The 17,804-nt window shown below is 38.0% G+C and carries 14 protein-coding genes; 12 read left to right on the top strand and 2 right to left on the bottom strand.

What is annotated here, in order from left to right; all coding sequences use genetic code 11:
• The first annotated feature begins 6 nt into the window (after positions 1-6).
• From CRO54_RS15835 to CRO54_RS15800, 8 genes are all read left to right on the top strand, one after another.
• Positions 7-1,494, top strand: coding sequence for a RagB/SusD family nutrient uptake outer membrane protein (locus CRO54_RS15835; RefSeq protein ID WP_097133037.1), 1,488 nt, complete (start codon positions 7-9; stop codon positions 1,492-1,494).
• A gap of 19 nt (positions 1,495-1,513) precedes the next feature.
• Complete coding sequence (locus CRO54_RS15830; RefSeq protein WP_097133036.1) at positions 1,514-2,338, top strand: LamG domain-containing protein; 825 nt, start codon at positions 1,514-1,516, stop codon at positions 2,336-2,338.
• Positions 2,339-2,399: 61 nt separating this feature from the next.
• A complete protein-coding gene (locus CRO54_RS15825) occupies positions 2,400-4,061 on the top strand; it encodes a glucoamylase family protein (RefSeq protein WP_097133035.1) in 1,662 nt (553 codons plus the stop codon).
• 102 nt (positions 4,062-4,163) lie between these two features.
• Entirely contained in the window at positions 4,164-5,489 is a 1,326-nt protein-coding gene (locus CRO54_RS15820) for a glucoamylase family protein (RefSeq protein ID WP_097133034.1), read from the top strand.
• A gap of 6 nt (positions 5,490-5,495) precedes the next feature.
• Positions 5,496-7,784, top strand: coding sequence for a beta-glucosidase BglX (gene bglX / locus CRO54_RS15815; RefSeq protein WP_097133033.1), 2,289 nt, complete (start codon positions 5,496-5,498; stop codon positions 7,782-7,784).
• 184 nt (positions 7,785-7,968) lie between these two features.
• Positions 7,969-8,745, top strand: a complete 777-nt coding sequence (locus CRO54_RS15810) for a carboxylesterase family protein (RefSeq protein ID WP_097133032.1) — start codon at positions 7,969-7,971, stop codon at positions 8,743-8,745.
• 39 nt (positions 8,746-8,784) lie between these two features.
• Positions 8,785-9,243 carry a DUF1569 domain-containing protein gene (locus CRO54_RS15805; RefSeq protein ID WP_097133031.1) on the top strand — a complete coding sequence of 153 codons (459 nt, stop codon included), beginning with the start codon at positions 8,785-8,787 and terminating at the stop codon, positions 9,241-9,243.
• 80 nt (positions 9,244-9,323) lie between these two features.
• Complete coding sequence (locus tag CRO54_RS15800) at positions 9,324-9,791, top strand: GyrI-like domain-containing protein (RefSeq protein WP_097133030.1); 468 nt, start codon at positions 9,324-9,326, stop codon at positions 9,789-9,791.
• A 197-nt stretch (positions 9,792-9,988) separates the two neighbouring features.
• Here the strand turns inward: CRO54_RS15800 and CRO54_RS15795 are convergent, their stop codons facing one another.
• Both CRO54_RS15795 and CRO54_RS15790 read right to left on the bottom strand, forming a co-directional pair.
• Positions 9,989-10,717 carry a YebC/PmpR family DNA-binding transcriptional regulator gene (locus CRO54_RS15795; protein ID WP_097133029.1) on the bottom strand — a complete coding sequence of 243 codons (729 nt, stop codon included), beginning with the start codon at positions 10,715-10,717 and terminating at the stop codon, positions 9,989-9,991.
• Positions 10,718-10,788: 71 nt separating this feature from the next.
• Positions 10,789-11,733 (bottom strand): NAD-dependent epimerase/dehydratase family protein, encoded by a 945-nt coding sequence (locus CRO54_RS15790; RefSeq protein WP_171047927.1) that lies wholly within the window; start codon positions 11,731-11,733, stop codon positions 10,789-10,791.
• A gap of 157 nt (positions 11,734-11,890) precedes the next feature.
• Between CRO54_RS15790 and CRO54_RS15785 the strand changes: the two genes are divergently transcribed.
• The 4 genes from CRO54_RS15785 (at position 11,891) to CRO54_RS15770 (ending at position 17,703) form a co-directional block, all read left to right on the top strand.
• Positions 11,891-12,454, top strand: a complete 564-nt coding sequence (locus tag CRO54_RS15785; protein ID WP_097133027.1) for an RNA polymerase sigma-70 factor — start codon at positions 11,891-11,893, stop codon at positions 12,452-12,454.
• A gap of 87 nt (positions 12,455-12,541) precedes the next feature.
• On the top strand, positions 12,542-13,558 hold the full coding sequence (locus tag CRO54_RS15780; protein WP_097133026.1) for a FecR family protein: 1,017 nt from the start codon (positions 12,542-12,544) through the stop codon (positions 13,556-13,558).
• A 221-nt stretch (positions 13,559-13,779) separates the two neighbouring features.
• Entirely contained in the window at positions 13,780-16,743 is a 2,964-nt protein-coding gene (locus CRO54_RS15775) for a TonB-dependent receptor (RefSeq protein ID WP_097133025.1), read from the top strand.
• A gap of 57 nt (positions 16,744-16,800) precedes the next feature.
• Positions 16,801-17,703, top strand: a complete 903-nt coding sequence (locus CRO54_RS15770; protein WP_097133024.1) for a sugar phosphate isomerase/epimerase family protein — start codon at positions 16,801-16,803, stop codon at positions 17,701-17,703.
• Positions 17,704-17,804: the final 101 nt, after the last annotated feature.

Here is a 17,804-nt window from a genome sequence, read left to right as displayed (position 1 = left end):
ACAGCGATGAAAACAAATTATAAAAAATCATATATACAAAAGATCGGCGTAATAGTGATGAGCTCTGCGCTTGTCTTATCTTCTTGTCAAAAAAGCTTTTTAGACGTACCTCCTCAAGCCAAACAACCCGCTACTGATTTTTGGCGAAATCAGGAAGATGCTGCGAAAGCTGTAAATTCAATTTATGGCAACCTTAGATCTTGGGGAAATACTGCTTTCCCTGCTATAGCAATTGAAAGCATAGGTTCTGATGAAGCAGAAAAAGGCAGTTCAGCAAATGATTCAGATTACATGAATCTTTTTGACAACTTTACTGTAACATCAACACAAGGACAATTAGGTGGTTTTTGGGAAGCACAGTACCAAAATATCAATTTATGTAATGCTGTGTTAGACAATATACCTAGCATTAACATGGACGCAGGCTTAAAAGCTCGCTATTTAGCGGAAGCAAAGTTCGTTAGAGCATACTCTTATTTTAGACTTGTACGTGCTTTTGGCGACGTTCCGCTAAGGTTAACTGTACCAAAAGACGCATCAGAATTCAACATACCAAGAACACCTAAAGCACAAGTTTGGGCAGCTATTGAAAAAGATTTAGATGAGGCTGCAGCAGTGCTTCCTCCAAGCTACCCAGCTGCTGACGTAGGTAGAGCTACTAGAGGTGCTGCTATGTCATTACATGCAAAGGTTGCGATGTACCAAGCCAAATGGGACAAGGTACTTTCTTTAACCAACACCGTAATGACGTTAGGTTATGATTTGCATCCGAATTTCCAACAGAGCTTTCGTATCAATAACGAAAACAATATAGAATCTGTTTTTGAGATTCAATGTAATCTATTACTAAACAATAAAGACGCATCTAACTCTCAATACAGTCAGGTACAAGGTGCACGTAGCAATACACCAGATCTTGGATGGGGATTTAATGTACCTACACCTGCATTGGTTGCTGCTTTTGAACCTGGTGATGTTAGGCTTAACGCAACAGTGCTTTATAGAGGGGAAATCACACCTCAAGGCGATGCGATTTCTAATTCAGCTGATAACGCAATGTATAACGAAAAAGCTTATGTTCCATTCAGTTATATTGTAACGGGCTTTAACCCAGGAGCAGATCAAAATGTAAGGGTAATCCGTTTTGCAGATGTATTGTTAATGAATGCCGAGGCAGCGAACGAGTTAAATCTACCTGCTCAAGCTAAAACATCTTTAAATAGAGTTAGAGCTCGTGCTAGAGGTGGCATTGCTGGAGTATTACCAGATGTAACCACAAACGACAAGGTAGAATTAAGAAAAGCTATTTGGAAAGAGAGACAAGTTGAATTAGCAATGGAATACGACCGTTATTTCGACGTGATTAGACAAGGACGTGGAGCTGAAGTATTCGGTCCTAAAGGATGGAAAGCTAATAAAAATGAAGTTTGGCCAATTCCTGAAACTGAGAGAGATAAAAGCGCTGGAAAGTTAACTCAAAATTTCGGTTATTAATTCAACAAAAGACAAAAGAATGAAAACAAAATATTTTCTATTTATAGCGGCAGCAGTTAGCTCATTAACTGCCTGTCAAAAAGATTTTGATCCAGCTAGTTATGCACCTCCACTAAATATTAGCGGATACACGGCTTCTAGCCAAATTGCGCCTAGCAACCTAGTAGCACATTGGTCTTTCGATGGTAACTTAATTGATAGTGTTTCTAAAACTGCTGGAACAAATAAAGGCACCTCTATTGATGCCGGTATCAAAAAACAAGCTTTTCAAGGTGCACTGAATAGCTATGTATTAACTCAGCCATCTGCAAAAGTTAAAAGTCTTCAAAGTTTTACACTTACAGAATGGATTAATACTCCACCGCCTTCCAGCGGCATATTAGGTGTATTTAGTTTATCTAATACCACTCAATTTTGGGGTAATTTGGAAATTTTCATTGAAAATGGAAGTACTAATGAAGATGGTAAGCTCAGAATCCATATCAATAAAAATGGCGATAAAACTTATGCACTTGACAAAGTTGCAGGCTTATTTAACAAATGGATTGCGCTAGCAGTTTCTTACGATGCTACAACAAGCACTGTTAAGGTATACGTGAATGGATCTAGAGTAGGTGCAGGAACAGTAACTGGTTTAACTGGTCCATTAGCTTGGACAGATACAGGAAACGTTGTTTTTGGCACTGTTCAGTTCCAAACTTCACCTAGTCAAACGAGTGGAGCTTCTGCTCAAGGTTGGGCAAGTTTCTTAACTGGGAAAATTGATGAGGTGCGACTTTACGACAAAGCATTATCAGATATTGAAGTAAGTTCTTTAGTGAAACTAGAAGGAAGAGGAAAATAAATCTCTTCGTTATTTTAATTAAGAGGACTGCCTAAAAACAGTCCTCTTGAAATTTATGCATATGAACAGGTTTATTTATTACATTCTATTAATATCTATTGGTATTAGCTCGTGTAAAAAGAGCGATAATCCAGCAACTACTCCACCTCCAGTGGTTGTTCCATCAACCTACTCATTTGCTGAATTAAAAGTTAATGATGTTTTTAATGGTTTCTCATATTATGGCGTTAACAATTCTCCAATCATAAAGATTACCTTCTCATCAGATATCAATCCATCTTCTATTAACGGAAATGTACGATTGGTAGATGGAAATGGTACTACTGTAAACTTTAATTCTTCGCTTGAAAACAGCAATAAAACCATAGTAATCCAACCTGCATTACAAAGTTTAACACGTTATATATTAAACGTGAGTACTGGGTTATTAAACGCAAAAGGAGAAAAACTACAGTCGAGTGTAGAATTAACCTTAGTAACAACGGTTAGCGACACCGACAAATTTCCCAGAATAAGCGACGAAGAATTACTTACGCTTGTTCAACAACAAACCTTCAAGTATTTTTGGGATTTTGGCCATCCAACAAGTGGCATGGCTAGAGAAAGAAATACCTCTGGCAACACAGTAACCTCTGGCGGCTCAGGATTTGGTGTAATGGCCATGGTAACAGGCATTCATCGCAATTTTATTACCAGAGCTGATGGACTGGCGAGGGTACAGAAAATCGTAAATTTCCTAAAAACTGCCGACCGTTTCCACGGAGCCTATTCGCACTGGATAGATGGAAACACAGGAAAAGCAATCGCATTTAGCGCAAAAGACAATGGCGGCGATTTGGTAGAAACTTCTCTACTCATGGCTGGCTTGCTTACTGCCCGTCAATATTTTGATGGCGCTAGTACAGCAGAAACCAACTTAAGAAACGACATCACTACATTATATAACCAAGTAGAATGGAACTGGTACCGCAACGGTGCAAACTCATTAACTTGGCACTGGAGCCCAACCTTTAATTGGGATATGAACTTAAAAATACAAGGCTGGAACGAGTGTTTAATCACCTACATTTTGGCTACTTCTTCCCCTACTTATGCTATTTCAAAAACAGTTTACGATGAAGGTTGGGCCAGAAATGGAACCATGAGAAACGGAAATACTTATTACGGTGTGCAATTACCTTTAGGTGAGGCAAGCGGCGGTCCACTGTTTTTAGCTCACTATTCATTTCTAGGCATTAACCCTAACGGATTAACTGATGCCTATGCAAATTATGAGACACAGAACAAAGCACATGCGATGATTAACTATAATTATTGTGTAGCTAATCCTGCTAAGCATAATGGTTACAGTGCCAATTGTTGGGGTTTAACAGCTAGTGATATTCCTAACGGCTATACAGCAAGCTCGCCAACCAACGACCGAGGCGTAATTGCTCCAACGGCAGCTTTAGCTTCGTTTCCGTATACGCCAACCCAATCTATGGCGGCACTGAAGTTTTTTTATTATAAACTAGGCGACAAAATTTGGAAGGAATATGGATTTGTAGATGCTTTTAACCTTAACGACCCTTGGTTTGCCAGTTCGCATTTGGCGATAGACCAAGGTCCAATTATTATCATGATAGAAAATCACAGAAGTAAATTACTTTGGAACCTACTCATGAGCGCACCAGAAATTAAATCCGGAATGGGGAAGTTAGGTTTCTCTAGCCCGAACCTTTAACACATAACACACACAAATGAACCCGAAAGGATTGCAATCAAAACCAAAAACCTTGTTAATCCTGAGGCTCCATTTGACAACTGAAAACATAAATACACACAAATGAAACTTAAATTATTGATCCCAATCTTTGCCCTATTAGGAAGTTGCTCCGTCAGTAAAACGAGCAATAATGTAAAACAACTAAGCGACGATGAACTTTTAACTGAAGTACAACGTCAAACTTACAAGTACTTTTATGAAGGTGCAGAACCAACCTCTGGCTTGGCTAGAGAACGTTACCATGTTGATGGTGTGTATCCAGAAAATGATAAAAACATTATCGCTACTGGTGCCAGCGGCTTCGGTATCATGGGAACCATTGTAGCTATTGAACGCAAATTCATCACCAGAGAGGAGGGTTACGCCCATCTTAAAAAAGGCTTAGATTTTTTGGCAAAAGCCGATAGATTTCATGGTGCTTGGGCACATTGGATGCATCCCTCTGGTAAAGCAAAAGAGTTTGGAAAAGATGATGATGCCGGAGATATTGTGGAAACCTCTTTCTTGGCACAGGCCTTAGTAACTTTACGTCAGTATTATCAAAATGGCAATGCCGAAGAAAAAGTATTGGCGCAAAAAGCCGATGAACTTTGGAAAGGCATTGAATGGGATTTCTATAGACAAAACAACAAAAACGTCATCTACTGGCACTGGTCGCCAAAGTCTGCTTGGAAAATGAATTTTGCCATTACAGGTTACAACGAGTGTTTAATCACCTACGTGATGGCTGCCTGCTCCCCTACCCACGGTGTTCCTGCTGAAGTTTATCACCAAGGTTGGGCTAAAAACGGTGCAATTAACACCGACATTGCTATGTATGGCCATCCCATTAAATTAAAACACAATGTAGTTGGCGAAAGCGTGGGACCACTTTTCTGGGCACATTACTCTTACTTAGGCTTAAATCCGAAAGGCTTGAAAGATAAATACGCAGATTACTGGCAAGAGAACAGAAACCACACCTTAATTAACTACGATTATGCCATTGCCAACCCTAAAGGATTTAAAGGTTATGGCAAAAACTCGTGGGGAATGACAGCAAGTTATTCGGTTAAAGGCTATGCAGCGCACATGCCAAACGAAGATTTTGGGGTAATAACGCCAACGGCAGCACTTTCTTCTTACCCATATACGCCAAAAGAAAGTATGCAAGTGATTAGAAATTTGTATGAAAACATGAAAGATAAAGTTTGGGGCGAATTTGGCTTTTACGATGCTTATAGCGAAACCGCGAATTGGTATCCAAAAAGATATTTAGGCATCGACCAAGGTCCAATTGTAGTGATGATAGAAAATGGTCGTACTGGACTATTGTGGAACCTGTTCATGAGTGCCCCAGAAATACAACAAGGATTAACAAAACTAGGTTTCACCTACTCAAAATAGATATACATGAAGAAGATTTTTATAGCACTTGCCGCAGCCTTAACCTTACCTGCTTTTGCTCAACAGAAAAAAACAGTGAGCACCGAAAAGCAAAAAATGGACACATTTATTACCAATCTAATGTCAAAAATGACAGTAGACGAAAAGATTGGACAGTTGAACCTACCTAGTTCAGGAGATATTACTACTGGTCAGGCAAGTAGCTCAGATATTAGCAAAAAAATTAAAGCCGGTCAAGTAGGTGGTTTGTTTAACATCAAAGGAGTCGATAAAATTAAAGCCGTACAGCAAGTTGCAGTAGAAAATAGCCGCCTGAAAATTCCATTGTTGTTTGGCATGGATGTCATTCACGGCTATCACACCGTATTTCCAATTCCTTTGGGCATTAGTGCCACTTGGGATATGGATGCCATTAAAAAATCAGCGAGAATTGGAGCTATCGAAGCAAGTGCAAGCGGCATCAATTGGACATTTTCGCCTATGGTGGATATTTCTAGAGACCCACGTTGGGGCCGTATTTCTGAAGGAAGTGGCGAAGACCCTTATTTGGGTTCTCAAATTGCGAAAGCAATGGTGACTGGCTACCAAGGCAAGCTGCAAGCCAATAATGAGATTTTAGCTTGTGTAAAACACTATGCACTTTATGGTGCTGGCGAAGCAGGTAGAGATTACAACACAGTAGATATGAGCCGTGTGAGAATGTACAATGAATATTTACCTCCATACAAGGCAGCTATTGATGCGGGTTCTGCTAGTATCATGGCTTCATTTAACGAAGTTGAAGGCATTCCAGCTACCGCAAGCAAATGGTTAATGACTGATGTTTTGCGTAAAGAATGGGGTTTTAAAGGCTTTGTAGTTACAGATTACACGGGTATCCCAGAAATGATTGAGCATGGTATGGGCGATTTGCAGAACGTTTCTGCTTTGGCTTTAAACGCTGGCGTAGATATGGATATGGTTGGTGATGGATTTTTAACCACCTTAAAAAAATCGTTAGCGGAGAAAAAAGTTACTGTTGAACAAATTAACCGTGCTTGTAGGTTAATCCTTGAAGCGAAGTACAAATTAGGTTTATTTACCGATCCATATAAATTCTGTGACCCAACTAGAGCCGCGAAAGAAGTATTTACTCCTGAAAATCGTCAAGTGGCAAGAGAAATCGCGGCAGAAAGTTTTGTGCTTTTGAAAAATAGCAACAACACTTTGCCTTTAAAGAAATCTGGCACTATTGGTCTAGTTGGTCCATTGGCAGATAATACCGCCAATATGTACGGAACTTGGAGCGTAGCAGCGTTGTTAGATCAATCTGTAACCGTTTTACAAGGTTTGAAAAATGCTTTAGGCAATAACGCTAAAATTTTAACCGCTCGTGGGGCTAACTTCTTGGCAGACTCTGTAATGGAACATCGTTATGTGAACGTTCATAACCCAACGTACAAACGTGACTCTAGAACAGAAGCTGAAATGATTAAAGAGGCTTTAGAAGTGGCCAAAAAATCTGATGTAGTTGTGGCCGTAATGGGCGAAGGTTCTGAATTTAGTGGCGAAAGCAGCAGCGTGACCAATATCGAAATTCCAGAAACGCAAAAGAATTTATTGAAAGAATTGGCTAAAACGGGCAAACCTGTGGTATTGGTTTTATTTACCGGTAGACCTTTAGCTTTGAAATGGGAGAATGAAAATTTACCAGCCATTTTAAATGTTTGGTTCCCTGGCAGTGAGGCTGGAAATTCTATTGCTGATGTTTTGTTCGGCGATGTAAATCCTTCTGGAAAATTAACCGCAACCTTCCCTCAAAATGTGGGTCAAGTGCCACTTTATTATAGCCACAAAAACACGGGCAGACCAGAGCATGGAAAGTTCACCAAGTTCCGTTCTAATTATTTAGATGTTACTAACGATCCTCTTTATCCTTTTGGTTATGGATTGAGCTATACTAACTTCACTTTCGGAGATATTAAATTAAGCTCAAATACTTTATCAAAAGGTAAATCGATTACCGCTACGGTGAAATTAACCAACAATGGCAAGTATGATGGTAAAGAAGTAGTACAATTGTATACTAGAGATTTGGTTGGTAGCATCACAAGGCCAGTTAAAGAATTAAAAGGTTTCCAAAAAGTAAGCTTAATAGCGGGTGAATCTAAAGATGTTACTTTTAAAATTACTGAAGAAGACCTTAAATTTTATAACTCTGACTTGAAATTTGTAGCTGAACCTGGCGACTTTAAATTATTTATCGGGCCAAACTCCAGAGATGTAAAGGAAGTTAATTTTAAATTAGTGAAGTAATCCTTTTTGTCATTCCGAGGAACGAGGAATCTCTATTTCATTGTTCGACTAATGACTTAAAATATATTAGCATGAAAGATTGCTTCGCAAAGCTCGCAATGAAGACATATTGAAGACTTACGAAGTTTTAAAAACTTCGTAAGTCTTTATCCCAAAAGAGGCAATCTTTCTAAACCATTACGCGATGAAAAGAACAAGTATTCTAATTCTTTTATTCTTCCTTGCAATCAACACCTTTGCACAAGACCTTTCCCTATTTAAAAAGGAAGAATTTACCAGCAATGGCGACACCTTAAAATATCGAATCCTCTACCCCAAAAACTTCGATACTGGTAAAAAATATCCTGTTGTACTTTTTCTGCATGGAAGAGGAGAAAGTGGTAGCGACAATGAAAGACAACTAGCTAATGGCGCCAAGTTATTCCTCAACGAAAACTTCAGGAATAGCAACGAAGTGATTACTATTTTCCCACAATGTAGTCAAAGTAGTTATTGGGCCAATGTAGAAATAGATACAGTAAACACCAAGCGTTTCTTCACTTTTGTGAAAGGTGGCGAACCTACCAAAGCGATGAGTCTGTTACTTCAATTTACAGACCAATATTTTAAAAACGCTTACGTTGATCCTAGTAGAATTTACGTTGGCGGTTTATCTATGGGCGGCATGGGAACCTTCGAAATTTTAAGAAGAAAACCAAGAACCTTTGCAGCAGCTTTTGCTATTTGTGGTGGCGATAATGTAAAAAATGCTAAAAAATACAAGCATGTTCCACTTTGGATTTTCCACGGTGGTTTGGATGATGTAGTTACGCCGCAGTTTTCGCATGGTGTGTATCGAGAATTAAAAAAGTTGGGTAATGAACCAAAATTCACTGTATATTTAAAAGCAAATCACAACAGCTGGGATAGTGCTTTTGCAGAGCCAGAATTGCTACCTTGGTTGCTGTCAAATAAAAAATAATTGTAAGGGCATACGATGATATGCCCCAACTAGTAAAAAATGGATTTACCTAACATCTTTACCAAAGAAGTAGCCGAAGAGGTTATCGGAAGAATAGAAAAACTAACACCAGTATCCCAACCTTTATGGGGCAAAATGAATGCAGCTCAAATGTTTGCGCATTGCTGTGTTGCCTACGAAATGGTATACACAGATAAACATGCAAAGCCTAATTTCTTTATGGGATTTATTCTCAAAAATTTTATAAAGAAGGCTGTAGTTAGCGACAAGCCTTATTCGAAAAATTCTAAAACGGCGCCTGCATTTTTAATCAGTGATGAGAAAGATTTTGAAGCGGAAAAGCAACGTTTGGTAGATTACATTAGAGAAACCCAAGTACTAGGCGCCTACATATTCGATGGCAAAATGTCGCACTCGTTTGGGCCATTGAGCGACAATGAATGGAACAATATGTTTTACAAACACCTAGATCATCACTTGAAACAGTTTGGCGTTTAATTAGAGTTTAAAAAACCGAACTGCCATAGGGTTGTCACCAAGAGATTTTAAGTTTGCACCATATTCAATCATAAAAGAACATGAGCAATCAAATTATTCAAAAATTTTACGTCATCGGCATCTCTACAAGAACGACTAACGAAAATGGCCAATCTGCCAAAGACATCGAAGCATTGTGGAGTAAATTTTGGGGTGAAGAAATTCAAAAACAAATCCCGAATAAACTAAACGAAGACATTTATGCTGTTTATACGGATTACGAAACAGATTTCACCAAGCCTTACACTACCATTATAGGTTCAGCAGTAAGCTCATTAGAAAACATTCCGAATGGTTTTGTAGGCATTACTATCGAAACTACTACCTACAAGAAATTTATTTCGAGAGGAAAAATGCCTGAAGCTGTCTTTAACACTTGGTTGGAAATATGGGGAGATAAAGATTTGAACCTAGAACGCTCTTATAAAGCTGATTTCACTATCCATGGAAAGAAATATTATGATGGAGATAATGCGGAAGTGGAGACGTATATCGCTGTGAAAGAGTAAAGATAAAATAGTAGCATATCCTTTTCTAAACTAGCCTCGATGATAGTAGCGAGCATCCCGATTTTATCGGGATAAAGCGAATAGCGGGACTTTCGAAACCGAGGAGCACGAAACCTGCGCTTCAAAAAAATATGATAGTATAAAAAATGCCTCGTAAGTTTAAACCTACGAGGCATTCTGTTATCACTTAAAAAAGATTACTCAGCCATGTTATGATAAACCGCTTGAACGTCATCGTCCTCTTCCAGTTTATCAATTAACTTCAATACATCCGCAGCTTGCTCTTCTGTTACCTCATGGTGAGACAAAGCGATACGCTCTAGTTTCGAACTCTTCAACTCCAAACCTTTTTCTTCCAAAGCTTTTTGCAAAGATCCAAAGTTCTCGAAAGCACCCTGCGCTACGCCAACAGCATTTCCCTCTTCATCAGCCTCTACATAAAGCTCCTCTAAACCCGCATCAATTAATTCGAATTCTAATTCCTCTAAATCTAAATCATCATTAGCTACAAATCTAAAAATAGATTTACGGTTGAAAACAAAATCTAATGAACCAGTTTTACCTAAAGAACCATCTGTTTTGTTAAAATAGCTACGTACGTTAGCTACGGTACGATTAGTATTATCGGTTGCTGTTTCGATTAAAACTGCGACACCGTGAGGTGCGTAACCTTCATAAACAATCTCTTCGTAATTGGCTAAAGACTTATCGGAAGCACGTTTAATTGCTGCCTCTACCCTATCTTTTGGCATGTTTACCGCCTTCGCATTTTGCATTGCAGTACGTAAGCGAGAGTTGGTTTCTGGATTTGGACCAGACTCCTTCACTGCCATTACGATATCTTTACCAATACGCGTAAACTGTACGGCCATTTTAGACCAACGTTTAAATTTTCTTTCTTTTCTAAATTCGAATGCTCTTCCCATTTTATTAGTATTGAGATGTGAGATATGAGATATGAGACCTTATGCCCTACACCTTTAACCTCAAACCTTATTTATTTCTTTAAATTCGTTAACATATCTGTTGTCAATTTTGCGATATCAAACTCTGGTTTCCAGCCCCATTCTTTTTGCGCAAAACTATCATCAATTGATTTTGGCCAGCTATTGGCTATTTCTTGCCTTGGATCATTTTCTGCGTAAGTTAGCTTAAAATCGGGAATATGCTTCCTAATTTCTGCCGCCAATACCTCAGGCGTGAAGCTTACTCCACCAAAATTATAGCTAGAACGAATGCTTAGCTGATCTGATGGTGCATCCATCAATTCAATAGTTCCTCTAATGGCATCATCCATGTACATCATTGGCAATTCTGTTTCGGCTGATAAAAATGAAGAATAACTTCCCTTTTTTAGTGATTCGTGGAAAATGTGTATGGCATAATCTGTGGTTCCGCCACCTGGCGCAGCTTTCCAGCTGATCAATCCTGGATAACGGATGCTCCTTACGTCCAATCCATATTTCTGATGGTAATATTCGCACCAACGCTCGCCTGCTAATTTACTGATACCATAAACTGTGTTAGGATCCATGGTACAAAACTGAGGTGTATGATCTTTTGGTGAATTTGGCCCGAACACTGCGATAGAACTTGGCCAGTAAACTTTCGCTGTTTTAAAGGCTAATGCTAAGTCTAGCACATTTAGCAAACCGTTCATGTTTAAATCCCACGCTAACTTAGGATTTTGCTCTCCTGTTGCAGAAAGTAACGCTGCCAATAAATAAACCTGTGTAGGCTTATATTTTTCGAAGATTGCCTTTAATATATCTTTATCTAATACGTTCACAAACTCGAACGGACCAGCATTTTTAGTCTCGTAATCTGGTCTACGAATATCGCAGGCAACCACGTTATCGCTACCGTAAGTAACGCGAAGTGCCGTCACTAACTCGGTACCTATCTGACCATTTGAACCTAAAACCAGTATTTTATCAGTCATGTGTAAATTGAAATTTGACAAAGGTAAAAAAATGAATGCAATCTATATACTTCCCTGCATCGTATATTATCATGTAAAATTTATTTTGTAATAAGGTTGCTAAACATTCTTAATTGCTATAGATTTACATTAACCAAATAACGAAACAAACCGAGCGATGTTAACTGATAAAGAAGGTTTAGACCCAGACTTTCTTCTTTTAAAAACCGATGATGTGCTTGCTTATGAGCTTATTTACAACAAATACGCCAAGTTATTGCTACGCCATGCTTTTCATAAAACATCTGATAAAATTGTTGCGGAGGAATTGGTGCAGAATATTTTTATCTCCCTTTGGGAAAATCGTCAAAAATTAGAAGTGGTTAATGGGCAAAGCTATCTTTTTAGTGCACTAAGGTTTAGTATCATCAATCATTATCGGTCTTTGGTAGTTCAGAATAAGTATGAGGACTATATTAAAGTAAATGCTCCAATCACCGAAGATACTGCCTCTCGAAATTTTGAAGAAAAAGAACTTTCGCAACAGGTTGAGCTGGCTTTAAATCACCTTCCTGAAAAAACACAAGAAGTTTTTAGGTTGAGCAGAATGCAACATCAAAGCAATAAAGAGATCTCTTCCAAACTTAATATCTCTGAAAAAGCGGTAGAATATCACATCACCCAATCGCTTAAATGGCTGAGACAATTTCTTAAAAAAGGAGTTTTATTTCTTTTTTTATAACTGAAAATCAGTCAATTAAAAAATAATTAATTTTTCTTTTAGGGATACCCCCCTTTTAAAGTGACTTCATTTATATAACCAAATATTATGAGCAAAACATCTTTTTTAAATTTGCTTAGTAGATATCAATCTAACACCTGTACCGAAACCGAAAAAAGAATGGTGGAGGAATGGTATGATATGCTCGGTCAGGATTACGACCAACAACTCTCTGATATGGAGCTAAACGCCATGCACAATCGCATTTGGCAAAATGTTACTCCAGCACAAAAAACGGTGAAGCTTACAAAATGGAAATACATCAGCATTGCTGCTTCTATTGCGATCCTTTTAGTTAGCGGCACTTTGTTACTTAACTACAATAATAGCGAACGTTATTTCAAAGAAGCTGTTTCTTACACATCATTATCGACTTATAAAAACAACACCAATAAACCTGTAGAGCTAGTATTAAGCGACCAATCGGTAGTAACGCTTCATCCAAATGCAACTATTGATTACCCAAATAAATTTGCGGGTGCTAAACGAGAAGTTTTTTTAGACGGAAATGCTTTCTTTAAAGTTTCACACCACCCAGAAAAACCTTTCTATGTTCACAATAAGGACATCATCGTAAAAGTTTTAGGAACAAGTTTTTTCATCAAAGAAACTGAAAAATCAGCAGAGGTTGCGGTTAAGAATGGAAAAGTAATGGTGAAAGAGAATATCCATGCTTCTCTACTTGGGCAAAAGAAAGAATATCCTAAAGTTTTAATTACGGCTAACCAAATGGCTGCTTTTGACAAAGAAGATAAAAAACTGCAAACTGCAATTATAGAGAAGCCTTTGCCTTTGTACGAAGCTTACGATTTACCAAAACCGGCAAACTCGATAGAAAGTCAGAAGTTTTATGATACACCGCTAGATAAAGTTTTTGATACCATTTCTAAAACCTACGGAATAGAGATTAAACTGACCAACGAGGCATTAAAAAAATGTACGTTCACTGGCGATATCAGTAATAAAGAACTAAAAGAACAACTGAATTTGATTTGCCAAACCATATCTGGCACCTATACCACCGAACAAACCACCATCTATATCAAAGGTGGCACCTGCAACTAATAAACAAAACAATAACCAAATATTAAACCCTTCAATTATGAACCACAAAACGCTACCAAACTCCTCCTAGGCTAATAAATCGACTATTTTCCGATTATTTATTAATGATATGATACGAAAAAACCGACAATGGTGGGCATTGCCGGTTAAGCACAAGTACTAATATCATGCGTAATTTTTATGCCCGAAATTTCTCTTTAACGAACACAAAAAACTAAGTTATGAAAAAAAATGAAATTATTTCATTAGCTAAACTTGCTATGCGAATTTCTTTGTACCAATTCTTAATTCTTACCATCTTTTCTTTTGCCGCTTCTGCCTACAATGTGAAGGCTCAGGGCGCTTTAGACAAGCAAGTGACGCTTTCTGCAAAAAATCAAAATATCAAATCTATTATAGATAAAATTGAACTTCTAACCAGCGTAAAATTTGTTTACAGTCCTAAATCTATCGATGCATTGAGAAAAATCTCTGTAAATGCGAACAAACAAAAACTCGGCGATTTATTAAATGATTACTTAGAGCCTCACGATGTGGGTTTTAAAGTAGTTGATGACAGAATTTTATTATATTCTATCAGCGCTGCAAAAGAAAACGGATTAATATTACCTCGCCCCGAAATGCGTAGAGATGGTGTAATTACGGGTACAGTTACTGATGGAAAAGGCGGGCCAGTTGTGGGTGCTAGTGTACAAATCAAAGGCACAACTACTGGAGCAACCACAGATGCCAACGGTAAATTCGTTATCAAAAAACTGGAAGCTGGGAGTTATACTATTGTGGTTACTTATGTTGGTTTTATTTCTAAGGAGGTGGTTGTAGACATCAGAGATGAAAATAAAACGCTGGATATTGCACTATCTGAAGATAATTTGCAGCTAGAAGGCGTGGTAGTAACTGGCGGAGGTAATCCGAAAACTAAATTAGAATCTAGTGTGGCGTTAACATCGGTAAGTAGAAAAGATATCGTAAACCGTGCACCGCTTAACAGTACCGATTTATTGAAAGCTATCCCAGGTTTAACGGTAGAAAGTACAGGTGGTGATGGCCCAGGTAACGTTTGGGTACGTGGTTTCCCTCAAGCTGGTGGTTACATCTACTTAGGTATCCAAGAAGATGGTTTGCCATTGTTACCTACTGGATTTAACACCAATCCATCGGTAGACCAATACTATAAAACCGATTTAACCATTCAAAATATCGAAGCGATTAGAGGTGGTAATGCATCTATTATCCAATACAACACCCCAGGTGCGGTAGTAAATAACCTAAGTTATGTTGGTGCAGATAAGCAATATGGCTCATTCAAATTTACTACAGGTTTTTCTCAAGGACTTTACCGTTTCGACGGAAACACAGGTGGTAAAATCAGCGACAACGTTAAGTATAACATTGGTGGTTTTTACAGAACAGATAAAGGTGTAGTTGATCCTGGTTACAGCCCTGCAAACGTTGGTGGGCAAATTAAAGGAAACATGACTTTCGGTTTCAAAAACAATAAAGGGTTTATCAGACTTTATGGTAAATACTTAAATGATGTTACTCAGTTCTTGCTAACCAGCTACTACCCTTACGACGGTACTGGAAAACCAACTACTTACAAAAACTTCGACATGGTTACACAATCTATGTCGCCAATTGATACCAAATGGGCTTACACAGATCCCGCTAACAGTAAAACTTTCAACTTCACTTTAGAAGATGGTATGCACACCAAATTAGGTTCTGGAGCTGCTCAGTTTAAATATACTTTTGATAACGGATGGCAAATCAATAATAACTTCAGGTATCAAAAAACTAGAACTAATACGCATTATTCTGCTCCTGGAGGCATCGCTCTACGTAATGCAGCTACTCAATATTACTATGTAGATGGCAGTATGGCACCTGCCAACTCTAGTGATTATGTAGTGACCGCGAATTCAAATGGCATGGTAAATAGAGACGAGCAAATCGTAAACTATTTAGACTTGAAGAAACAGGTTAAAAATCATGCAATTTTCATCGGCGCAGGTATTCATCAATACAATAGAAATGATGAGAGATATGTATTCTCTACTAGAACTGAATACAAAGAGAATCCACGTATTTTACAGACAACGGCGGCTTCAACGGCGTTACAAGGCCGTACACCTGTTACCAAAAACACATTTATCGGCGACACTAGAACATTATCTGTATATGGTGGAGACGAAATTAAAATCAGCGAAAAATTCAGGTTAGATTTAGGAGCTAGGTTAGATAATCAAAATGTTAAGGGTAAAAGACCTTACTACGCATTAAATGCGAATGGTACGCCAAATATTTCGGCTTCTGCTACAAATACCATTGCTGGTTACACAGATTACGATGAAACCGAAACCAATTGGGCAGTGTCGTTAGGTGCTAACTATAAATTAAGCAATACGACAAGTACATTCGCAAGATTAACTAGAGCTTACAATGCACCGAACATTGGCGATTACAATGCTTCTGCTTACAATGCTGCAAACATTAAAGAGCGCCCAGTATATTTAGCAGAGATTGGTTACAAGTATGCTAAAAACAACTTAGCAATCTTTGCGTCGGGAAGTTACTCAGCCATTAAAAACACTTCATTAGCATTTAACAACATTCCAACAACAAACTCAGGTCCTCAAACTTTAATTGCTTTTGGTTCTACCAGAACATGGAGTGCAGAATATGAGATTTCTTACAAAGTATTAAATCCACTTACTTTAAGATGGACTGGAACTATCCAAGATTCTAGATATACAGATTATTCTGCCTCGACTAGAACCAACGCTGCATTGATGGCAGAACTAGGCGACCGTGTTTACAGTTTCACTGGAAAAAGAACAGAACGTGTACCATCTTTAAACACGGAACTTTCTGCAACTTACGATGTTAAAAAATTCAATGTTTTTGTTGCAGCTAGCTACATCGGAAACAGATACACCTCTCCTAGTAACAGCTACAAACTACCTGCATACGTAGTTATGAAAGCTGGTGCTGGGTACAACTTTACCAAAGCATTATCATTTAGAGTGTGGGCAGATAACTTAACAGATGCCAGAGTATTAACCGAAGGTGATGTTAGAGGAGATCAATTCCGCGATTTCAGTCAAGTTGCTCCTGGCTCATTAATGATTGGTAGAACCTTATTGCAAAGAACGTTCTTCGGATCTTTAGCTTATTCCTTCTAGTTATAATTTTAATGCAAAGCCGAACCCTAGGGTTCGGCTTTATTAACACTAAATGTCATGAATTCGAGAAGAGATTTTATCAAAAAATCAGGTATCGGCTTTGCCGGACTCTTAATTACCCCATCCATTTTCAACAACATATTATTAGATAGCAAACAAGACATCGGCATTCAACTATTTACCGTTCGCGAACAGCTTAACCAAGATGTAAAACTTACGTTAAAAAAGATTGCAGATATAGGCTTTAAACAGGTAGAAACTTTTTATGGTTACGGCGATAAAATGTCGGGCAAAGGCTTTTGGGGCTTAGATGCAAAGGAGCTGGCTCAGCTGCTAAAAACTTATGGGTTAAAAAGTGGCAGTGGCCATTACAATACCACACAATACTTAACCGATGGCAATACAGAAGTTTTAAAGCAGCAAATTGAAGTAGCCAATACGTTATCACAAAAATACTACACCATACCAGCCATGGCGCCAAATGTAAGGCAAAACGGTACGGTAGATGGATATAAAAAAATGGCAGATTTATTTAACAAGGCTGGCGAACTATGCAAAAACAACGGACTTACGCTAGCTTATCACAATCACGCTTTCGAATTTGCAACCTTAGAGCATAAACAAACTGGATTTGATATCTTACTTAAAGAAACCGATATAAAATTGCTGAAGTTTGAATTAGATATTTTCTGGGTAGTGAATGCGGGAATAGACCCTATAACGCTATTCAAACAAAATGAAGGTCGGTTTGCCATGTGGCACGTGAAAGATATGGATAAAACTGACAACAAGGTATTTACCGAAGTTGGAACAGGCAGAATTGATTACAAAACCATTTTTGAGAATAGAAAACTAGCAGGTAATAAATTCATCTTTATAGAACAGGATGTGATTAAAAAAGATCCTTTCGAAAGTATAGCACAAAGCTTCAGTTATGTAAAGCAAAACTTAGTGAAATAAAAACAACTTTCACAATATTACTTTTTATTACGATTCAGCTAAAAATGTTATTATAAATTTCATTTAAAGTTCACATTCTTTTATTTTTATTGCACGTTGAA

Source organism: Pedobacter xixiisoli (assembly GCF_900215335.1).
Taxonomy (GTDB): Bacteria; Bacteroidota; Bacteroidia; order Sphingobacteriales; family Sphingobacteriaceae; genus Pedobacter; species Pedobacter xixiisoli.
This window is presented reverse-complemented; position numbering and strand designations above follow the sequence as displayed.

Coding starts and splice junctions, on each gene's coding strand:
- CRO54_RS15835 (WP_097133037.1), top strand. CDS start 7: ATGAAAACAAATTATAAAAAATCATATATACAAAAGATCGGCGTAATA.
- CRO54_RS15830 (WP_097133036.1), top strand. CDS start 1,514: ATGAAAACAAAATATTTTCTATTTATAGCGGCAGCAGTTAGCTCATTA.
- CRO54_RS15825 (WP_097133035.1), top strand. CDS start 2,400: ATGAACAGGTTTATTTATTACATTCTATTAATATCTATTGGTATTAGC.
- CRO54_RS15820 (WP_097133034.1), top strand. CDS start 4,164: ATGAAACTTAAATTATTGATCCCAATCTTTGCCCTATTAGGAAGTTGC.
- bglX (WP_097133033.1), top strand. CDS start 5,496: ATGAAGAAGATTTTTATAGCACTTGCCGCAGCCTTAACCTTACCTGCT.
- CRO54_RS15810 (WP_097133032.1), top strand. CDS start 7,969: ATGAAAAGAACAAGTATTCTAATTCTTTTATTCTTCCTTGCAATCAAC.
- CRO54_RS15805 (WP_097133031.1), top strand. CDS start 8,785: ATGGATTTACCTAACATCTTTACCAAAGAAGTAGCCGAAGAGGTTATC.
- CRO54_RS15800 (WP_097133030.1), top strand. CDS start 9,324: ATGAGCAATCAAATTATTCAAAAATTTTACGTCATCGGCATCTCTACA.
- CRO54_RS15795 (WP_097133029.1), bottom strand. CDS start 10,717: ATGGGAAGAGCATTCGAATTTAGAAAAGAAAGAAAATTTAAACGTTGG.
- CRO54_RS15790 (WP_171047927.1), bottom strand. CDS start 11,733: ATGACTGATAAAATACTGGTTTTAGGTTCAAATGGTCAGATAGGTACC.
- CRO54_RS15785 (WP_097133027.1), top strand. CDS start 11,891: ATGTTAACTGATAAAGAAGGTTTAGACCCAGACTTTCTTCTTTTAAAA.
- CRO54_RS15780 (WP_097133026.1), top strand. CDS start 12,542: ATGAGCAAAACATCTTTTTTAAATTTGCTTAGTAGATATCAATCTAAC.
- CRO54_RS15775 (WP_097133025.1), top strand. CDS start 13,780: ATGAAAAAAAATGAAATTATTTCATTAGCTAAACTTGCTATGCGAATT.
- CRO54_RS15770 (WP_097133024.1), top strand. CDS start 16,801: ATGAATTCGAGAAGAGATTTTATCAAAAAATCAGGTATCGGCTTTGCC.